At 70.1% G+C, this 18,498-nt stretch carries 17 protein-coding genes; 1 reads left to right on the top strand and 16 read right to left on the bottom strand.

Going from position 1 to position 18,498, the window contains the following annotated elements; genetic code table 11:
• The 6 genes from ACXRVZ_RS25570 to pobA form a co-directional block, all read right to left on the bottom strand.
• Nucleotides 1-496, bottom strand: a 496-nt coding sequence (locus ACXRVZ_RS25570) for an aldo/keto reductase (RefSeq protein WP_458232985.1), incomplete at its 3' end; no start/stop codon positions are given.
• The gene (locus tag ACXRVZ_RS25565) at nt 493-1,455 is read right to left on the bottom strand and encodes a Gfo/Idh/MocA family oxidoreductase (protein WP_458232984.1); all 963 of its coding nucleotides are present in this window, start codon (nt 1,453-1,455) and stop codon (nt 493-495) included. The genes ACXRVZ_RS25565 and ACXRVZ_RS25570, both read right to left, overlap by 4 nt.
• 50 nt (nt 1,456-1,505) lie before the next feature.
• On the bottom strand, nt 1,506-2,378 hold the full coding sequence (locus ACXRVZ_RS25560) for a class III extradiol dioxygenase subunit beta (RefSeq protein WP_457427493.1): 873 nt from the start codon (nt 2,376-2,378) through the stop codon (nt 1,506-1,508).
• 2 nt (nt 2,379-2,380) lie between these two features.
• The gene (ligA, locus tag ACXRVZ_RS25555) at nt 2,381-2,815 is read right to left on the bottom strand and encodes a protocatechuate 4,5-dioxygenase subunit alpha (protein ID WP_457427491.1); all 435 of its coding nucleotides are present in this window, start codon (nt 2,813-2,815) and stop codon (nt 2,381-2,383) included.
• Between the two features lie 8 nt (nt 2,816-2,823).
• On the bottom strand, nt 2,824-3,738 hold the full coding sequence (locus ACXRVZ_RS25550; protein WP_457427489.1) for an amidohydrolase family protein: 915 nt from the start codon (nt 3,736-3,738) through the stop codon (nt 2,824-2,826).
• Between the two features lie 116 nt (nt 3,739-3,854).
• Nucleotides 3,855-5,027 (bottom strand): 4-hydroxybenzoate 3-monooxygenase, encoded by a 1,173-nt coding sequence (gene pobA, locus ACXRVZ_RS25545; protein ID WP_457427497.1) that lies wholly within the window; start codon nt 5,025-5,027, stop codon nt 3,855-3,857.
• Between the two features lie 105 nt (nt 5,028-5,132).
• Here pobA and ACXRVZ_RS25540 point away from each other — a divergent pair, with 105 nt between their 5' ends.
• Nucleotides 5,133-6,026 carry a helix-turn-helix domain-containing protein gene (locus ACXRVZ_RS25540; RefSeq protein WP_457427487.1) on the top strand — a complete coding sequence of 298 codons (894 nt, stop codon included), beginning with the start codon at nt 5,133-5,135 and terminating at the stop codon, nt 6,024-6,026.
• Between the two features lie 20 nt (nt 6,027-6,046).
• Here ACXRVZ_RS25540 and ACXRVZ_RS25535 read toward each other — a convergent pair whose 3' ends face one another.
• The 10 genes from ACXRVZ_RS25535 to ACXRVZ_RS25490 form a co-directional block, all read right to left on the bottom strand.
• Nucleotides 6,047-7,174 carry a lactonase family protein gene (locus ACXRVZ_RS25535; protein WP_457427485.1) on the bottom strand — a complete coding sequence of 376 codons (1,128 nt, stop codon included), beginning with the start codon at nt 7,172-7,174 and terminating at the stop codon, nt 6,047-6,049.
• Entirely contained in the window at nt 7,171-8,982 is a 1,812-nt protein-coding gene (locus tag ACXRVZ_RS25530; protein ID WP_457427483.1) for an ABC transporter transmembrane domain-containing protein, read from the bottom strand. The genes ACXRVZ_RS25535 and ACXRVZ_RS25530 overlap by 4 nt, the downstream gene beginning before the upstream one ends.
• Before the next feature lie 156 nt (nt 8,983-9,138).
• Nucleotides 9,139-10,287 carry a DegT/DnrJ/EryC1/StrS family aminotransferase gene (locus ACXRVZ_RS25525; protein ID WP_457427481.1) on the bottom strand — a complete coding sequence of 383 codons (1,149 nt, stop codon included), beginning with the start codon at nt 10,285-10,287 and terminating at the stop codon, nt 9,139-9,141.
• A gap of 17 nt (nt 10,288-10,304) precedes the next feature.
• Entirely contained in the window at nt 10,305-11,342 is a 1,038-nt protein-coding gene (locus ACXRVZ_RS25520; protein WP_457427479.1) for a lipocalin-like domain-containing protein, read from the bottom strand.
• Nucleotides 11,339-13,891 (bottom strand): FtsX-like permease family protein, encoded by a 2,553-nt coding sequence (locus ACXRVZ_RS25515; RefSeq protein WP_457427477.1) that lies wholly within the window; start codon nt 13,889-13,891, stop codon nt 11,339-11,341. The genes ACXRVZ_RS25520 and ACXRVZ_RS25515 overlap by 4 nt, the downstream gene beginning before the upstream one ends.
• Before the next feature lie 601 nt (nt 13,892-14,492).
• Nucleotides 14,493-15,146: an ABC transporter ATP-binding protein gene (locus ACXRVZ_RS25510; RefSeq protein WP_457427475.1), complete on the bottom strand. Its 654-nt coding sequence runs from the start codon at nt 15,144-15,146 to the stop codon at nt 14,493-14,495.
• Nucleotides 15,143-15,352, bottom strand: a complete 210-nt coding sequence (locus tag ACXRVZ_RS25505; protein ID WP_457427473.1) for a hypothetical protein — start codon at nt 15,350-15,352, stop codon at nt 15,143-15,145. The genes ACXRVZ_RS25510 and ACXRVZ_RS25505 overlap by 4 nt, the downstream gene beginning before the upstream one ends.
• A 197-nt stretch (nt 15,353-15,549) precedes the next feature.
• Nucleotides 15,550-16,434 carry an SPFH domain-containing protein gene (locus tag ACXRVZ_RS25500; protein WP_457427471.1) on the bottom strand — a complete coding sequence of 295 codons (885 nt, stop codon included), beginning with the start codon at nt 16,432-16,434 and terminating at the stop codon, nt 15,550-15,552.
• A 71-nt stretch (nt 16,435-16,505) separates the two neighbouring features.
• Complete coding sequence (gene miaA, locus ACXRVZ_RS25495) at nt 16,506-17,450, bottom strand: tRNA (adenosine(37)-N6)-dimethylallyltransferase MiaA (RefSeq protein ID WP_457427469.1); 945 nt, start codon at nt 17,448-17,450, stop codon at nt 16,506-16,508.
• Nucleotides 17,417-18,498 (bottom strand): pseudouridine synthase (locus ACXRVZ_RS25490; protein ID WP_458232983.1); only part of this gene is annotated, 1,082 nt, incomplete at its 5' end. The genes miaA and ACXRVZ_RS25490, both read right to left, overlap by 34 nt.

Raw genomic sequence — 18,498 nt, 5'->3', positions numbered from 1 at the left:
GGTGCACCGCATGCGCTCGCTTGAGCGTTGCGGCCGAGACTTCGGACAGGCCCAGCGCGCGCACCTTGCCGGCCTGCACCAGCTCGGCCATCGCGCCCACGCTGTCTTCCACCGGCACCTTGGCATCCAGCCGGTGCAGGTAGAGCAGGTCGATGACGTCGGTGCGCAGCCGCTTCAGGCTGGCCTCGCAGCTGGCACGGAGGGTCTCGGGACGGCCGTCGATGACGCGCTGGCCGTCGACGCCGTGCATGCCGCATTTGCTCGTCAGCACGAAGCGCTCGCGGTGGTGCGACAGCACGTCGCCGACCAGCGACTCATTGGCGCCAAAGCCGTACAGCGCCGCCGTGTCGAACAGCGTGATGCCGCCGTCCAGCGCGCCGTTCAGCACCGCCGCCGCCACCTGGCGCGAAGGCGGTGTGCCGTAGGCATGGCTCAGGTTCATGCATCCCAGGCCGACGGCCGAGACTTCGAAGGGACCGATGCGACGGGTCTTCATGCGCCAGTGTTCAGTTGCTGTTCGAGCTGGTGCAGCACGCGGTAGCAGGGCAGCACCTGGGCGACGCTGCTGTTGGGCTCGCGGCCCTCGCGGATGGCGGCGAAGAACTCGCGGTCCTGCAGCTCGATGCCGTTCATGGACACGTCCACCGCCGACACGTCGATCTTGGCCTCCTTGCCGTCGAACAGGTCGTCGTAGCGCGCCAGATAGGTGCCGGTGTTGCCGATGTAGCGGAAGAACGTCCCCAGCGGGCCGTCGTTGTTGAAGGACAGGCTCAGCGTGCAGATGGCGCCATTGGCCGCCTTGAGCTGGATGCTCATGTCCATCGCAATGCCCAGCGTCGTGTGGATGGGGCCTTGCAGCGCGTGGGCCTGCACAACGGGGCTCTGCGCCTGCCAGGCGAACAGGTCCACCGTGTGTGCGGCGTGGTGCCACAGCAGGTGGTCGGTCCAGCTGCGCGGCTGGCCCAGCGCGTTCATGTTGCTGCGGCGGAAGAAATAGGTCTGCACGTCCATCTGCTGGACCTTGAACTCGCCCGCAGTGATGCGCTTGTTGACCCACTGGTGGCTGGGATTGAAGCGCCGCGTGTGGCCGCACATGGCCACGAGCCCGCTGGCCTGCGCGACCTGCACGACCTCCTCGCCGTCGGCCAGCACGTCGCACAGCGGAATCTCCACCTGCACATGCTTGCCGGCCTTCAGGCAGGCCAGCGTCTGGCTGGCGTGCATCTGCGTAGGCGTGCACAGGATGACGGCGTCGACCTCGGGCAGGGCCAGGCTGTCGGCCAGGTCGGTGGTGACGTGCTGGATGCCGTACTTGCCGGCGACCTCACGGGTCTTGTCCAGGTCGCGGCTGATCAGCGAGACGACTTCGACGCCGTCGATGTTCTTGATGCCATCGAGGTGCTTGATGCCGAAGGCGCCTGCGCCGGCCAGTGCGACGCGAATGGTCTTGCTCATGTGTTGTTCCTGAAGTGTTGGGGACAGAGCTACTCGCTGCGCTCGGGCGGTCAGTCCCGCAAGTTCTCGAGAATCAGATGGCCCACCGCCGTGTTCGACGCAGGCACGTGATAGAAGCGATGCGCGACGCGCGGGGCCGGGCCGCCATTGATGTCGGCCATCGCACCACGCGCGATCAGCCACATGACCAGCTCTATGCCTTCCGAGCCAGCTTCGCGCACATAGTCGTCATGCGGCAGGCGCGACAAGGCGTCGGGCTCGGCGATCAGCCGGTCCAGGAAGCGGTTGTCCCATTCGCGGTTGATGAGGCCGGCGCGCGGGCCTTGCAGCTGGTGGCTCATGCCCCCGGTGCCCCAGATCTGCACGTTCAGGTCCGGCCCGAACGACTCGACCGCGCGGCGTATGGCCTGGCCCAGCATGAAGCAGCGCCGCCCTGACGGCACCGGGTAGTGCACGACGTTGACCGCAAACGGGATGACGGCGCAGGGCCAGGCGCCCTGGACGGGATCGGGCTGGCCGCACATCAGCGACAGCGGCACGGTGAGGCCGTGGTCCACGTCCATCTTGTTGGCGATGGTCAGGTCGAAGTCGTCCTGGATGACGCTGTGCGCTATGTGGGCGGCCAGCTCCGGGTGGCCGATGACGGGCGGCACCGGGCGCGGGCCCCAGCCCTCGTCGGCGGGCTCAAAGCGGGCGGCCGTGCCGATGGCGAAGGTGGGGATCAGGTCGAGGCTGAAGGCCGTGGCGTGGTCGTTGTAGACGAGGAAGACGACGTCAGGCCGGTTCTGGGCCAGCCAGCGCTTGGACGGCTCGTAGCCGGCGAAGACGGGTTGCCAGTAGGGCTCGGCGGTCTTGCCGAGATCGAGTGCGGCGCCGATGGCGGGCACATGCGAGGTGTAGACGGATGCGGTGATGCGAGCCACGGTTACTTGTTCCCTGCCTTGCCCTGGGGTTGCCGATGGGCCTGGGCGTCGCCGTCTTCACCGACGCGGCGGTTGCCCTCGATGGAGCGGCCCCCGGAGATCATCATGTCGCGGTACTCGGCCTCGGTCATGCCGGTCATGCTGCCGGCCATCTGCTGGAAGCTGCGGCCGTCGGTGGCGCCTATCTTGGCCAGGAAATAGATGTTGCCGCCCAGGCGTATGCATTCGTTCAGGTCGCGCGCCAGCACGGCGTCCTTCTGCGCGTCCGTCATCGCCCATTCGTCGAGATAGGCGCGCTCGTCGGCCTTGAAGCGCGCGCGGTTGTCGGCCTTCATCAGCGACATGCAGAACTGGTTCAGCCAGTAACCCTTGCGGGACTGCTCGGCGTCGAAGATGGTGGTGCCGGGGATGTCGGTATAGGACTTGTCGAGAGGCATTGCTGCTCCTAGGCCAGTTCGGGCCAATACAGGCGCATCGGGTTGTCCACGAGCAGCCGGCGTTGCAGCTCGGGCGTCGGGGCGATGTGCGGGATGAAGTCCACCAGCAGGCCGTCGTCGGGCATGTGGTCCTTGAGGTTGGGGTGGGGCCAGTCGGTGCCCCACAGCACGCGGTCGGGGAACTCGACCATGACGTGGCGGGCGAAGGGCACGACGTCACGATAAGCCGCCTGCTCGCCTTCGAGAGCACGCGGGCCGGTGACGGACAGGCGCTCGGGGCAGCTGAGCTTGCTCCACACGTTGGCGTTCTCGCGCATGAACTTCAGGAAGAGCTCGAACTCGGGGCCGTCGACCGGTTTGCTGACGTCCGGCCGGCCCATGTGGTCGACGACGACGGTGGTGGGCAGGGCGGTGAAGAAGTCCCACAGTTCGGGCAGGTCGGCCGCCTCGAAGTAGATGACGACATGCCAGCCCAGGCGGGCGATGCGCGCGGCGATCTCCTGCAACTCGTCCCTGGGCGTGAAGTCCACCAGCCGCTTGACGAAGTTGAAGCGCACGCCGCGCACGCCGGCCTCGTGCATGCGCCACAGCTCTTCGTCGCTGATGCCGCGCCGCACGGTGACGACGCCGCGCGCCTTGCCGCCCGAGCTTTGCAGCGCGTCCAGCAGCGCGCTGTTGTCGGCGCCGTGGCAGGTGGCCTGAACGATGACGTTGCGCGCGAAGCCGAGGTGGTCGCGCAGCGCAAAGAGCTGGGCCTTGCTGGCGTCGCAGGGCGTGTACTTGCGCTCCGGCGCGAACGGGAACTGCGCGCCGGGGCCGAACACATGGCAGTGCGCGTCCACCGCACCGGGCGGGGGCTGGAAGCGGGGCGTGCTGGGGCTGGAGTACCAGTCCAGCCAGCCTGGGGTCTTGGTGAATTCCACGTCAATCCTTGGCATGCGATGCGAGGTGCCGCGCTGGGAGCGGATTCTTGTCAGGCGCGCGCGACTGCGCTAGGCCTGGCTCAGGCTAGCTGCTATGTCGGCTTGGCATGCGTGGTTCACCAGGGCAGGCCGACATAGTTCTCCGCCATCGCCGCCTTAGCGTTGTCCGAGGTAACCAGGTATTCCAGCTCGGCGCGGTGCAGCTTGGCGTCGATCTCGGGCTCGTTCGGTAGCGTGTGCATCAGGCTGGTGAACCACCACGAGAAGCGCTCGGCCTTCCAGATGCGGGACAGGCAACGCGCCGAGTAGTGCGCGATGCCGGCCTGGCTCTGCTCGCGGTAATGCTCGATCAGCGCCTGGGACAGATAGCGCACGTCGGACGCCGCCAAGTTCAGCCCCTTGGCGCCCGTGGGCGGCACGATGTGGGCCGCGTCGCCGGCCAGGAACAGCCGGCCGAAGCGCATGGGCTCGGCGACAAAGCTGCGCAGTGGCGCGATGCTTTTCTCCAGCGACGGGCCGGTGACCAGTGCCTCGGCGGCGGCCGGGTCCATGCGCAGGCGCAGCTCGCTCCAGAAGCGCTCGTCGCTCCACTCGCCGGCCTGGTCGGTCAGCGGCACCTGCAGGTAGTAGCGGCTGCGCGTGGCCGAGCGCATGCTGCACAGCGTGAAACCGCGCTCGTGGCGGCCGTAGATCAGCTCGTGGGACACCGGCGGCGTGTCGCTCAGCAGGCCCAGCCAGCCGAAGGGATAGACCTTCTCGTGCGTGCGCATGGCCTCCGCCGGCACGCTGGCGCGGCTGACGCCGTGATAGCCGTCGCAGCCGGCGATGTAGTCGCACAGGATCTCGATGCGCTCGCCGTTGACCGTGCAGCGCGCGCCGGGCCGGTCGCCGTCGAAGCCGAACAACTCCACGGCTGCCGCTGAATACAGCGTCTCTTCGCCTGCCGCCGCGCGGGCGGCCATCAGGTCGCGCGTCACCTCGGTCTGGCCATAGACCATGACCGACTTGCCGCCCGTCAGCCGGCTCAGGTCGATGTGATGGCGCTGGCCGTCGAACATCAGCTCGAAGCCGTGGTGCACCAGCCCTTCGGCCTGCATGCGCGCGCCGACGCCGGCCTCGTTCAACAGGTCGACGGTCGTCTGCTCCAGCACGCCGGCGCGGATGCGGCCCAGCACGTAGTCGCCGGTCTGGCGCTCGACGATCAGGTTGGCCACGCCGGCCTTGTGCAGCAACTGGCCCAGCAGCAAACCCGAGGGCCCCGCGCCGACGATGAGCACCTGCGTGCGCATTGTTTTCATGTCTCGCTCCGAGCTTGTTCTATGCCGGCAAGCGTAGGCCGGTGGGGTGGCGCGGGCAATGGACGCCAGGAACCCGTGCTTGCACAATCCGAACCTATGCCCAGGACTCAAGCCGCTTCGTCACCACCGCTGTACGAGCTGTATGGCGAGATGGGGCGGGATGCGGCGCTGGACGGGCTGCACATGGAGTCCATCGCCGATCGCAGCCGCTTGCACAATTGGGAAATCCAGCCGCACCGGCATGCAACGCTGGTGCAGCTGCTGCTGATCGAGTCCGGCGAGGCCCGCGTGCAGATCGACGGGCAGTTGCTGGCCTTGCAGGCACCGGCCGTCGTCTGGGTGCCCATGCTGGTGGTGCATGGCTTTGCGTTCTCGCCGGAGACGCAAGGCCATGTCATCACGCTGGACCAGGCGCGGGTCAGGAGCCTGATCGGCAGCTCACGCGGACTGTGGGCGGGCCTGGCTGCCTCGCGTGCCGCCGCGCTCGATGGTGATTCGCCGCAAGGCCAGACCCTGCTGTCGATTGCCCGCGCGCTGCGCGACGACTACGCCGGCAACTCGCCCTGGCGGGCCCAGGTGCTGGATGGGGCCGTGCTGATGGCCGCCGCGCTGGTGGCCCGCCTGCCGCCGCTGGCTGCGCAAGCCGCTGAATCGGCGGAGCCCGAAGGCCGGGCCATGCAACACCTGGCCCGCTACCGCGAGCAGGTCGAGCGCCACTACCGCAGCCACCCCACGCTTGACACGCTGGCCGCGCCGCTGGGCATCACGACGACGCAGTTGAACCGCCTGTGCCGCCAACACCTGCACTGCTCGGCGCTGGACGTGCTGCACCAGCGCCTGCTGCTGGAGGCCAAGCGCGAGCTGGGCTACACGACGCTGCAGGTGCGCCAGATCGCCGACGGCCTGGGCTTTGCGGACGCGGCCTATTTCACGCGCTTCTTCCAGCGGCTGACGGGGCAGTCGCCCAGCGTTTGGCGGGGGCGGCGCTAGGAGGCTGTCGGGGCGGCGTCCTAGCGCCTCAGGAACCGCACGTAGGTCGGCCGATCAACCGCCGCCTCGCCTGCGGCGCGTGACAGCGTGCCGCGCTCGGGGTCGATGCGAAAGACGGTGACATTGCCGCTGTTCTGATTGGCCGCCACCAGAAAGCGCCCGCCGGGGACGATGCCAAAACTGCGGGGCGAGCGCCCGCCGGTGCTGGTCGTCTCCAAGAAGCGCAGCGAGCCGTCCTGCGGGTCGATGGCGAACACCGCGATGCTGTCGTGCCCCCGGTTGGACACGTAGAGAAACCGGCCGCTGGGGTGAACCAGCGTCTCGGCGGTGCTGTTGCCTTCGGCCCGGGTGCCGGGCGGCAGGCTGGAGACCACCTGAAAGCCTTCCAGCGCGCCATTGGCCGCGTCCACCCGATAGGCGGCGACGCGGGACGTCAGCTCCAGGTTGACGTAGGCGTAGCGGCCGTTCGGGTGGAAGGCGAGGTGGCGCGGGCCGCCGCCGGGCTCGGCAGTGGCGTACGCGGGCACGTTGGGCGAGAGCCGGCCGCTGGCCGCGTCCAATCGGTAGATCATGACCTTGTCCAACCCCAGGTCGGGCACGTAGGCGCGGGTCCGGGTCGGGTCGGGGTAGATGCCGTGCGGGTGCGGCTCCTTCTGGCGCTGCGGGTTGACGCTGGAACCCTCGTGCTGGGCCGTGGAGGCCGTCGGCCCCAGGCTGCCGTCGTCACCGATCAAGTAGGAGACGACGTTGCCGCCGCTGTAGTTGGCCAGCAGCAGCATGCGCCCGCTGGCGTCCACGGAGACATGGCAGGGGCCGTAGCCGCCCGAGGGTCGGGTATTGAGCAGGGCCAGGCTGCCGTCTTGCTGCACGGCAAAAGCGGCGACCTCATCCTTCCAGGCGCCGTCTGCGGCCCGGTTGGAGGCCACCGAGTAGACGAGCGGCCTGCTCGGATGCATGGCCAGGAAGCCCGGGCTGCCGATGGCGGCAGCCAGCCGTGGCGACGAGAGCGCGCCGGTCGTCTCGTCGAGAGTGGCGACGTAGATGCCTTTGCTCTCACCGCCGGTGTTGGTGCCGACATAGATCAGGGTTTCGGCGAAGGTGGCGATGGGCAGCATGGCGGTGACCAGGGCAAGGGCAAGTTTTTTCATGCGGAGGCGGCAGCGTCCGCGCCAGCCACCAAGCCAAACTGCATTGCGGCCAACTTCGCATACAGCCCGCCCCGCGCCACCAGCTCGTCATGCCGGCCGATGTCGACGATGCGCCCCGCATCCAGCACGACGATGCGGTCGGCCTTCTGGATGGTGGCCAGCCGGTGGGCGATGACCAGCGTGGTGCGGTGCTGCATGGCCGCTTCCAGCGCGGCCTGCACGACGCGTTCGCTCTCGGCATCCAGCGCGCTGGTGGCTTCGTCCAGCAGCAGCAGCGGCGGGTTCTTCAGCATGGCGCGGGCGATGCTGATGCGCTGGCGCTGGCCGCCGGACAGGCGCACGCCGCGCTCGCCCAGGAAGCTGGCATAGCCCTCGGGTAGCGCGCGGATGAAGTCATCGGCGAAGGCAGCCTTGGCCGCGGCGATGACCTCGTCGTCGCTCGCACTCGGCCGGCCGTAGCGAATGTTCTCGAGCGCGCTGGTGGAGAAGATGACGCTGTCTTGCGGCACCAGGCCGATGTTGGCGCGCAGGTCGGCCAGGCTGAGGCTTTGCGTGGGCACGCCGTTGAGCCGGATGGTGCCGGACTGCGGGTCGTAGAAGCGCAGCAGCATCTGGAACATCGTCGTCTTGCCCGCCCCGCTGGGGCCGACGAGCGCGACGGTCTCGCCGGGAGCGATGGTCAGCTGCACGCCGTCCAAAGCCGCGGTCAGCGGGCGCGAGGGGTAGTGGAAGAGGATGTTCTCGAACTCGACCTGGCTGCCGCCCGAAGTGACGGGCAGTGACAGCGGCTTGGCGGGGTCCGCCACCGGCGAGCGCGCCTCCATCAGCTCGATGAGGCGCTCCGTGGCACCGGCCGCGCGCAGCACGTCGCCCCAGACCTCGGCCAGCACCGCCACGCTGCTGACCAGCAAGGTCACGTAGACCACGGTCTGCCCGAGGTGGCCGGCCGTGATCTTGCCGGCGATGACGGCCTGCGTGCCTTGATACAGGCCCCACAGCATCGCGCCGAAGACGGCCGTGATGATGAAGGCCACCATGAAGCTGCGGATGCGCGTGCGCTTGCGTGCCGTGTCGAAGGCGGCCTCGCTGGCGGCCGAGAAGCGCCTGGCCTCCGCCGCCTCCTGCGTGTAGCTCTGGACGACGGTGACGGCGTTCAGCACCTCGGCGGCGATGGCCGACGTGTCGGCCACGCGGTCCTGGCTGGCGCGCGACAGCTTGCGCACGCGCCGGCCGAAGTACAGCGCCGGCGCCACGATGAGCACGAGGATGCCCAGCACCTGGCCCATCACATAGGGGTTGGTGATGACCAGCATCGCCAGCGCGCCGATACCCATGACCGTGTTGCGCAGGCCCATGGACAGGCTGGAGCCCACCACCGTCTGCACGACCGTCGTGTCGGTCGTGATGCGGCTCAGCACCTCGCCGGTTTGCGTGGTCTCGAAGAATTCGGGGCTCTGGCGCAGCACATGGGTATAGACGGCGTTGCGCAGGTCGGCCGTGACGCGCTCGCCCAGCCAGCTGACCATGTAGAAGCGCGAGGCCGAGAACAGGCCCAGCGCCACGCCGACGCCGAACATGGCCAGGAAATGCTCGCGCAGCGCCATCAACCGCTCGCCGGGGTTGGCGGCACCGAAGCCGGCGTCGATGAGGCCGCGCAGCGCGATGGGAAAGGCCAGCGTGGCCAGCGCGGCCAGCACCAGCAGCACCAGCGCCAGCGCGATGCGGCCACGGTAGGGGCGCAGGAAGGGCGCGAGGCCGCTGAGGGAGCGGGCCTGTTTTGATGCTGGGCGGTCGGTCGTGGAACTCATGTGTTCAGAAGCTGTGAGTGAGCCCGGCGCGGTCGAGCAGACCGTCGTGGCGTCGCCAATCAAGGCGCAAAGCGGAGCCGTAGTTGGGGCTACGGCGAGCATTTGCAACGCCGAGTGGCGGCGTTGCGGCGGGATGAGCGGGCGTGTGGGGCTTGCTCACAGCTTCTTGGTCAGCACGTCGCAGGTGTGGGCGAGCAGGGGCTCTCGCAAGTCCTGGTGGCAAAGCAGTTGCAGCACCTGGCGGCGCCAGCGGGCACCGTGGTCGTCGTGGAAGTCAGGCACGCCGGGCCAGACGCGGTCCCAGCGGAACACGGCGCAGCCGGCGGCGCGCAGGGCGGCGTAAGCGGTGTCGGCCTGCTCGGCGTCGTCGACCCACAGCGGCATCACATAAGGCGCGGTCTGGGCGGGGAGTGCGCCGAAAAGAGGCCGGGCGCCGGGCAGGTTCTGGGTGAGGCGATTCAGCGCTTCGTAGTGGGCGCGGCGGCGGGCGACGATGCGCTGGCGCGGCAGGCCGAAGAGGCTGTGCGTCAACGCAGGAGGTGCCTGTTCGCTGCGGGCAAGGTCGCAGTCGGCCATCATTTCAGCCTCGTCCATCTCGCGCGGCGTGCCGGCCGATGCCGCACGCGGCGGGCCGTTCTTCAGGCGGAAGAGGGTGCCCAGCGCCGTGTTCAGGCCGGTCAACCGACCCTGCTCGCTGCCGCGCTCCAGCAGGTCGACCCAGGCCTTGACCTGCTGCTTGGCGCCGGCTGGATGCAGCGCCTGTGCGGGCAGGGGCTGGGCCGAAGCCAGCAGCCCGCCTTCGGAAACGGGGAAGAACTTGGACACGCTGGCCGTCGCCAGGTCGCCCCAGCGGCCCACGGCCCGCTCGCCAGCCTGGCCGAAGAAGCTGTGGGCGCAGTCCTCAACCAGCGCAATGCCGCGCGTGTCGCACCAGGCGCGCACGGCGGCGAGCGAGCGCGGCAGGCCGAACAGCTGGGCCACGACGAGGGCGCGCGTCCCGGGGGGCGGCGTGATCGCATCCAGCGCCGGCAGGCCGTCGGGCCCAAGCGGATAGAACTGGACGACGGCGCCGGCCGCGCGCAGCGGCGCCACCAGCGTGGGGCAGTGGTAGCTGGGTGCCAGCACGGCGTCCCCCGCCTGAACGCCCAGCGCCTTTATCGCCGCGAACAGCGCCGCGCGGCCGCTGGTGAGCAGCCGCTGGTGGGGCAGATCGTCGACGGCGGGCAGGCCGGCGGCGCGGGCGCCGCTGAGGTTGTCCCAGCCGAAGGTGGGGCGTGTGGGCTGGCGGGCGGGATGTGAGGCCATGGGCCGCGGATTGTGGGTCAGAGGAGTGGCGGCCGGCCTGCGTAGCCGGTGAGTTCCAGGTAGCCGGCACCCAAGGACCGCTTTTGGCCGTCGAACAGTTGGGCGACGCCTTCCCAGTAGACGAGGCCGCTGCTGTGCCGCGCATCAATCTCTTGCGCGTCGAAGGCCGCACTCAGCAGCATCTCGCCGGCGGGACTCTTCAGTCGCCACTCGACCGGGTAGCGCGCACGCGTGGCCGGGCTGGTCCAATGCCGAGTCGCAGTCATCTCGACCTCACCGGGCGCAAAGCTGCGGTCGGGCTGGCCGGGCGTGCGCAGGCTGCCGCCGGCCCAGTCGCGGCGGCCGTCCTTGTGGCGCAGCTGGAAGAGCGTCAGCGCGCGCCCGTCGTGCAGGTTGATGCCCAGCCAGTCCCAGCCGACCGAATCGCCCAGCACGCTGTCGCTCCATTCATGGTCGAGCCAGGCACGGCCGGCGAGGCTGTGGCGCTGGCCATCCAGCGTCAGCGCGGCCTGGGTCAGCAGTTGCGGGCGCGAGTAGTAGTGGCTGAATTGATCGGGGTCGGCGCCCTTGCGAGACAGGCCGCCGTCGCCCTGCAGCAGCGGGAGGTCCGCCGTGGCCAGCTCCAGCTCGAGGGCAAAGCCGGGGCCGCTGAAGCGGGCGCGGTAGCCGCCTATGCCTTCGCGCTTGAGCGTCCAGTCGCGCAGCTTGAGGTCGCAGTCGCCCACCGTCGCATGCACGGCGCCGGGCAGGGCGCGCAGCAGGCGCTGGCCGTGGCGCTGCTTCCTGGCGCCGAGGTCGGACAGCGCCACATGGCCCAGCAGCAGTTGTTTGGCCGCGAGGCCGCTCGGGTGGTCGGCTGCCGCCGGGCCGGGCAGGCGGAAGAAGGTGAGCTGGTAGCCGAAGCGTGGCGGCGCACCGTCGCGGTCGCCGAGCAGGCCGGTGAGGTACCACCACTCGATGGCCTGGGCCGGGTGGGCGCCGAAGTCGTGCGGGAAATTGAGGGCGGCGCGCACCTGCAGCGGCAAGGCAGCGAGCAAGAGGGCGCGACGCTTCATGCGTCCTCCCTCACAGCACGCACCGCGTCGGGCCCCAGCGCGCGCCGGCCGGCGAGCAGGGACGCGCCCACGGCGGCCGCAAACGCCAGGCCGACGAGCACGGCCAGCCGCGCAACGGGCAGGTGCATTTCCATGCTCCAGTGAAAGCTCTGCGGGTTGACGACAAACACCAGCACCGCGCTCAAGCCCAGGCCCAGCGCCAGCCCGGCCAGCGCACCGGCGCCGCCTTGCAGGCTGGCTTCGAGCAGCAGTAGCCGCATCAGCGCGCGGCGCGACAGGCCCAGGTGGCGCAGCAGCCCGAACTCGCGGCGCCGCGCCAGCGCCTGGGCGGACTGGCTGGCGATGACACCGAACAGCCCCACCGCCAGCGCCACGGCCTGCAGCCACAGCGTGATGGCGAAGCTGCGGTCGAAGATCTTCAGCGATAGCGTGCGCAGCTCGCCGGCTGCCGCGGTGTCGATGTCGTCCGGCCGCGCCGCCGCCGCGCGCACGGCGGCGCGCGCCACGTCCGGTGATTGGCCGGGCGCGAGCCACAGCGCGGCCTCGGTGGTCACCGTGTCTTCGCTGGCCCGGCGGTAGTCGTCCAGCGCCATCCACAGCGCGCCGCTCTGGCGCGAGTAGTCGCGCCACACGCCCTGCACCTGCAGCCGGGTCATGCGGCCGCTGTCGACCAGCTCGACGTTGACGACACGGCCGGGCTTGAGCCCGTTCTGGTCGCGAGCTGCCTCGTTGACCCACACGGGCAGCGTGCCCGCCTCGGCGGTGCCGTGCCAGCGCTCTACCAGGGGCAGGCTGCCGATGTCCATGCGCCGCGCCGTTAGCGCCACCGGTTCGGCGCCGGGCGCCAGCCGGGCGCGTGTGCTGCGTTGCGGCGCGCTGTGGGCGATGCCGGGCAGGCGCTCCAGCGCGGCCAGGTAGGCGGGCGGCAGTGGCGCGGGCAGGCCGTCCGGGCCGCGCAGCGCGGAGCGCACATAGAGGTCGGCGGGCAGGGCGTGGTCCAGCCAGCGCAGCAGCGATTCGCGGAAGCTGCCGATCATGACGGTCATGGCCACGGCCAACGCCAGCGCGACGAGCACGCCGGCCAGCGCACGGCGCGCCTCGGTCGCCTGGTCGCGGCTGCGTTCGCGGGCCAGTAGCAGCAGCGGGCCTGCGGGTAGGCGGGCGAGCACAGCTGTCATGCCGCGCACCAGCGCTGGCACCAGCGCCAGGCCGCCCAGAAGCAGGCAGAGCATGGACAGGTAGGCGGCGATGGGCGTGTCGTTGAATACGGGCGGCAGCCAGGCCAGCGCCGCGCCCAGCGCCAGCAGGCTGGCGCCCATCCAGGCCGGCAGCGTGCGCCCTGCGGCCAAGCCCAGGCCCTTGAGCACCAGGGCCGGCGCGATGCGGCGCACCGTGAATGCCGGCGCCAGCGCTGCCACCAGCGCGGCGGCCAGGCCCAGCAGGCCGTAGAGGAGGGCGGGCAAAGCCAGGGGCTGGCGCAGCAGCAGCTCGGTCGACGAACCGCCGGCAGCATGCAGGCCCAGGTCGCTGCCCATCAGCTTGAGCGCTCCTGCGGCCAGGCCGACGCCCAGCGCCAGGCCCAGCGCGGTGCCGATCAGGCCAATCACCAGCCCCTCGGCCAGGATCAGCCGCCAGCGCATGCGGGCCGACACGCCGAGCACGCCCACCAGCGCCCATTGCGGCAGGCGCTGCGCCGTTGCGAGCGACAGCACCGCGTAGACGAGGAAGCTGCCGGTGAACAGCGCCATCAGCGCCAGCAGACCGAGGTTGATGCGGTAGGCGCGTGTCAGGTCGGACAGGCGCGCGCCCTCGTCGTCGGGCGGCGCGGCGCGCCAGTGCGCGGGCATGGAGGCGGCCCAGGTGGCGGCGTTGGTGCCTTCGATCAGTTGCACGTCGATGCGGTCCAGCGAGCCGAGGCGGCCGAGCAGCAGTTGCGCGTCGGCAATGTCCAGCACAGCCAGCGGCGTGTTGCCGGCGGAGATGCGGCCGCCGACGTTGAGTTCGACATCGCGTGGCTCGCCACCGCCCGGAGGGGCGATGCGCAGCGTGAGCGTGGTCTGGCCGGGGGTCAGGTGAGCGCGGGCGGCGGCGTTGAGGTGGATGGATTGGCTGGCCAGCAGTTCGACGGGGCCGCCGTCGACCTGCGGGATCAGCTCGGGCGCGAGTGGCTTGGCGCCGGCGGCGGAGGCCAGCAGGGCGAGGGGGTCGATGCCAATGAGGCGGATCAGCAACCCGCGGCCATCGCGGCTCGTTTGCCCGGGCCACAGGGCCTGGCCTTCCAGTACGGGGTTGGCGGCGGCGACCTCGGGGCGCTTGAGCAGGTCGGCCAGGTCGGCGTCGGTCAGCGGGCCGGAGCGGGCACGCAGCAAGAGGTCGGGCTGGCCGTTGACGCTGCGGGCGGCGCGGGCGAACTCGGTCAGCGCGGCGCCGTTGAGGAGGTGGACGCCGAAGGCGAGCGCGACGCCGAGCATCACCGCGACGATGGCGAGGAGGACGCGACCGGGTTGGTCGCGCCAGGCGGGCCAGGTGAGGTGGCGCCAGAGGGTCATCGGGTGGGCTTCGCGGTGAGTTTGGGTGAGTGGCGAGGCCCATGCGGGGATTTCGCCCCCGCAGGCGACTCACTTTTTGGGCCGCCAAAAAGTAAGCAAAAAGCTCCTCCCTGACCGCCCCGCCCTTCGCTGCGCTGCGGGTCCCCTGCGGTACTCAGACCCGAAGCCCCGCGCCGAACTCGCGCCGCTACGCTCTGCTCAAACAGGCGTCGCGAGTCAGAGCACGAAGCGCGCTGCGCGCGCGGGCTTCGGGTCTTCCGTTCCTCGGCGGGGCTAAAAGGGGGCATGCAGAAATACATCCACCACCCGAATTCCGGGTTTGGCTGTCGGCTGTTCCGGGGCCTCCCCTTCTAAACCGCAGAGAAGCGCACAAGCCCGGGGCGCGAGCGCAGCGAGCATCAACAGCTGACTTCGCACCCCTTTGTCTGAACGGAGCGTAGCGAAGTGAGTTGGGTGCGGCCCCGGGCTTCGAGCATCGCAGGGGACCCGGCTCCGCCGGGCGGTTTCGCAGGGGAGAGCTTTTTGCTTACTTTTTGGCGGCGCAAAAAGTGAGTCGGCCGCCGGGACGAAATCCCGGCTGGGCGTTGGCGCCAAGCCGCTCTTACGAAGCATGCAACCCCGTTGCATCCAACCTCAACCGCCGATCCGCCGACTGCGCCGCCACCTCCGAATGCGTCACCAGCAAACACGCCGCGCCAACCTCATGCGTGCAGCGCCGCAGCAACTCCAGCACCTCCACCGCATGCCTTGCATCGAGGTTGCCCGTCGGCTCATCCGCCAACACCAGCTTGGGCCGATGCACCAACGCGCGAGCAATCGCCACCCGCTGCAACTGCCCCCCGGACAGTTGCCTGGGCATCCGCGCCGCCAGCGCCGCCAGGTTCACGGCCGCCAGCATCTCCGCCACGCGGCCCTCGTCACGCAGGCCCAGCAGCCGCAACGGCAGCGCCACGTTGTCCGCCACGCTCAGATGCGGCAGCAGGTGAAAGGCCTGGAAGATGAAACCCAGGGACTCGCGCCGCAGCGCCGACCGCGCCTCGTCGCCCAGCGGCCGCAGGTCCTGCCCGGCCAGCGTGATCGAGCCGGCGTCGGCCTCGTCCAGCCCCGCCAGGCAGTTCAGCAGCGTGGACTTGCCGCTGCCCGATTCGCCCAGCAGCGCGACGATCTCGCCCGGTGCGAGTTCGAGATCGATGCCCGAAAACACCGCGACATCGCCGTATGACTTGGTGAGGCCTCGCGCGATCAAAGGGCTCATTCCTTGGCTTCCTGTTCACTGCGCGCCGCCGTCGCACGGCCCTTGGGTGGCGAGAGCTTGATGCCGCGGCGGCTCAGGGCCTCGCGCAGCAGCAGCTCGGCCTGCGCGTTGGCGCTGCGCAGCTCCATCGCCGCGAGCCGTTCGACCTCGGCCCACAGCGCGGGGTCGACGCGCAGCGGGAAGGCTTTCTTGTCGGGGCTGGCCATCTCAGTTGTCCATTCCGCAATCGCGGTGCCTGGGGCGTAAGAAACTGGCGCATTTCGGGCCGAGCGCCGGGCCGCTCCCAAGCCGGCCCGCTGGGCGATGGCGCCGGTCGATCCGGCGTGCATCGCCGTCCCCTCGGGGGACCGACTGGGCTCGCCCGCGTTCAGCGGGGCGAGACTGGGCGAGGGGCGGTCTCACGTCAGGTGTACAGCGTGCCGGTGTTGACCACCGGCTGCGTCTCGCGGTCCGAGCACAGCACGACGAGCAGGTTGCTCACCATCGCCGCCTTGCGCTCGTCGTCCAGCACGACGATAGAGCGCTCACTCAGGCCCTTCAACGCCGACTCCACCATCGTCACCGCGCCCTGCACGATCTTGCTGCGCGCGCCGATGATGGCCTCGGCCTGCTGGCGGCGCAGCATGACCTGGGCGATCTCGGGCGCGTAGGCCAGGTGGCTGATCTTGGCGTCCAGCACGTCCACACCGGCATCGGCAAAGCGGGCCTGCAACTCGGCGCGCAGCGCCTGGGCCACGGCGTCCTGGCCGCCGCGCAGCGTCACGCTGCTTTCGTCGGCTTCGTCCGAGTGGTCATAGGCGTAGCAGGCGGCCAGGTGGCGGATGGCGGCCTCGGCCTGCACGCGCACATAGGCCTCGTAGTCGTCCACCTGGAACAGCGCCTGGGCCGTGTCGCGCACCCGCCAGACGACGACGCAGGCGATCTCGATGGGGTTGCCGCGCTGGTCGTTGACCTTGAGCACCGGTGCGTTGAGGTTGCGGTCGCGCAGCGAGACGCGCTTCTTGATCGACAGCGGGTTGGCCCAGCGCAGGCCGGCGCCGCGGTCGCTGCCGATGTAAGCGCCGAACAGCGTCAGCGCGGCGGCCTGGTTGGGGTTGAGCATGTAGAGGCCGATCAGCACGAACAGACCGGCCAGGCCGATGGGAACGCCATAAAGGGGCAGGCCACGCGTGAGAGTGAAGACACCTGCGCCACACAGCGCCAGGCCCACCATGGCCATCAGATAACCATTGCTGGAGCGGGCGGCTCGCTCGGTCACGACGGTGCGCGAAGGGGAGTGGTTGACCATGGCTTGACCTGTCTCAAAAGTGAATCAAAGTGATATCACTCTAGCAGGGTTTGAAAGCGATGCAAGAGAAATCAGGCAAGCAGGCGCTGAAGGCTTGCTAGCAGCTCGGCGATGGGCTGCGGCCCGTCGCAGGCAATGACGCGGCGCTGGGGCATGCTGCGCAGCCACGTGACTTGGCGCTTGGCGAGCTGGCGGGTGGCGGCGATGCCGCGTTCGGGCAGATCCTTGACGTCGTTGGCGTCCAACGCTTCCCAGGTCTGGCGATAGCCGACGCAGCGCATGGAGGGCAGCGCGAGGCTCAGGTCACCCCGGGCGCGCAGGGCCTTCACCTCGTCGACGAGGCCACCCGCCAGCATCACCTCGAAGCGCTGGGCCAGGCGCGCATGCAGCCAGGCGCGGTCGGTCGGCTCCAGAGAGAACAGCGGCCAGTTGACGCCTTCGTCGCGTGACGCGGCGTGCAGCACGCTCAGCGGCTGGCCGGTCAGGCGGATGACCTCCAGCGCGCGCTGGATGCGCTGGCTGTCGTTGGGCGCCAGCCGTGCGCCGGTCTCGGGGTCAAGGCTTGCCAGCTCGGCATGCATCGCCGGCCAGCCGCGCTCGGCCGCCTCGGCGTCGATGGCCGCGCGCAGTTCGGCGTCGGCCTGGGGCAGCGTCGACAGGCCGTCAAACAGCGCCTTGAAGTACAGCATCGTGCCGCCCACCAGCAGCGGCAGCTTGCCGCGCGCGCTGATGTCGGCGGCCAGGCGCTTGGCATCGCGCACGAACTCGGCGGCGGAGTAGCTCTCGGTCGGGTCGAGGATGTCGATCAGGTGATGCGGCACGGCCGCCTGCTCGGCGGCAGTCGGCTTGGCGGTGCCGATGTCCATGCCGCGATACACCAGCGCCGAATCGACGCTGATGATCTCGACCGGCAGCACCTCGGCGATGGCGAGCGCCGCTGCCGTCTTGCCGCAGCCGGTCGGGCCGACCAAACAAATCGGGGTCAGAACTTCTCCCAGGGCGCCAGGTAGCGCCACTGGCCGACGGGCAGATGCCCCAGCGGAATGCGGCCGATGCGCACGCGCTTCAGGCCCACGACCTTCAGCCCGACCAGCTCGCACATGCGGCGGATCTGGCGTTTCTTGCCCTCGCGCAGCACAAAGCGCAGTTGGTGCTCGTTCTGCCAGCTGACCTTGGCGGGCTTGAGTTCTTCGCCGTCCAGCTCCAGGCCGTGGTTCAGCAGGGCCAGCTTGTTGTTCGACAGCGCCGCATTGGGCAGCGTGCCTTCGGGCACCGGTTCGGCGCCGGGCAGGCCGACGAACTCGACGCGCACGAGGTATTCCTTTTCCACGTCGGAGTCGTCGCCGATCAGCACGCGGGCGATGCGGCCGTCCTGGGTCAGCACGAGCAGGCCGGTGGAGTCGATGTCCAGCCGGCCGGCGGGCGCCAGGTTACGGTGGTGGCCGGCGTTGGGTTTGATGCCGGAGGCGTCTTCCGCCCAGCGGTTCTCGGGCTGGAAGAGCACGGCCGCCGGCTCGTAGCCGTCCTCGGCCTGACCGGAGACATAGCCGATGGGCTTGTGGATCAGCACCGTGACAAGCCCGGCCTGCTGGTTGCGGGCGGCGGGGTCGATGTCGATCTGCACGTCGGGGCCGACGCGCTGGCCCAGCACGGCGACCTTGCCGTTGACGCGCACCCAGCCGGCGGCGATCCACTCGTCCGCCTCGCGGCGCGACGCGAGCTTGAGTTCGCCCATGCGCTTGGACAGGCGCTCGCCGTCCTCGGCTGCGACCTCGCGGGCCGGGTTGTGGCGCTGCTGCGGGCGGGCCGGCGGCTCGAAGTTGGGGCCGCGGTTGGCGACGCGGCGTTGGTCGACGCGGGGCGGGCGGTCGTCGCGCGGGCRGTCGGCCGGGCGTTCATCGCGGTGCTCGTTGCGGCGCACCGGTTCGCCCCGTTGCGCGCGCTGCGGCGGGCCGTCGGGGTTGAAGCCGCCGGGGCCACGAGGTCCACCCGGGCCAGCTGGCCTGGGGCCGGGGCGGCCTTGGCGGTCATCGCGCGGCCGGTCGGGGCGCTCGTCGCGGCGGA

This window comes from Roseateles sp. P5_E8, from assembly GCF_054177665.1.
This window is presented reverse-complemented; position numbering and strand designations above follow the sequence as displayed.

Excerpts from the sequence above, each read along its gene's own strand:
- ACXRVZ_RS25565 (WP_458232984.1), bottom strand. The coding sequence starts at position 1,455 with ATGAGCAAGACCATTCGCGTCGCACTGGCCGGCGCAGGCGCCTTCGGC.
- ACXRVZ_RS25510 (WP_457427475.1), bottom strand. The coding sequence starts at position 15,146 with ATGAGCCCTTTGATCGCGCGAGGCCTCACCAAGTCATACGGCGATGTC.
- ACXRVZ_RS25540 (WP_457427487.1), top strand. The coding sequence starts at position 5,133 with ATGCCCAGGACTCAAGCCGCTTCGTCACCACCGCTGTACGAGCTGTAT.
- ACXRVZ_RS25515 (WP_457427477.1), bottom strand. The coding sequence starts at position 13,891 with ATGACCCTCTGGCGCCACCTCACCTGGCCCGCCTGGCGCGACCAACCC.
- pobA (WP_457427497.1), bottom strand. The coding sequence starts at position 5,027 with ATGCGCACGCAGGTGCTCATCGTCGGCGCGGGGCCCTCGGGTTTGCTG.
- ACXRVZ_RS25535 (WP_457427485.1), bottom strand. The coding sequence starts at position 7,174 with ATGAAAAAACTTGCCCTTGCCCTGGTCACCGCCATGCTGCCCATCGCC.
- ligA (WP_457427491.1), bottom strand. The coding sequence starts at position 2,815 with ATGCCTCTCGACAAGTCCTATACCGACATCCCCGGCACCACCATCTTC.
- ACXRVZ_RS25530 (WP_457427483.1), bottom strand. The coding sequence starts at position 8,982 with ATGAGTTCCACGACCGACCGCCCAGCATCAAAACAGGCCCGCTCCCTC.
- ACXRVZ_RS25500 (WP_457427471.1), bottom strand. The coding sequence starts at position 16,434 with ATGGTCAACCACTCCCCTTCGCGCACCGTCGTGACCGAGCGAGCCGCC.
- ACXRVZ_RS25525 (WP_457427481.1), bottom strand. The coding sequence starts at position 10,287 with ATGGCCTCACATCCCGCCCGCCAGCCCACACGCCCCACCTTCGGCTGG.
- ACXRVZ_RS25520 (WP_457427479.1), bottom strand. The coding sequence starts at position 11,342 with ATGAAGCGTCGCGCCCTCTTGCTCGCTGCCTTGCCGCTGCAGGTGCGC.
- ACXRVZ_RS25505 (WP_457427473.1), bottom strand. The coding sequence starts at position 15,352 with ATGGCCAGCCCCGACAAGAAAGCCTTCCCGCTGCGCGTCGACCCCGCG.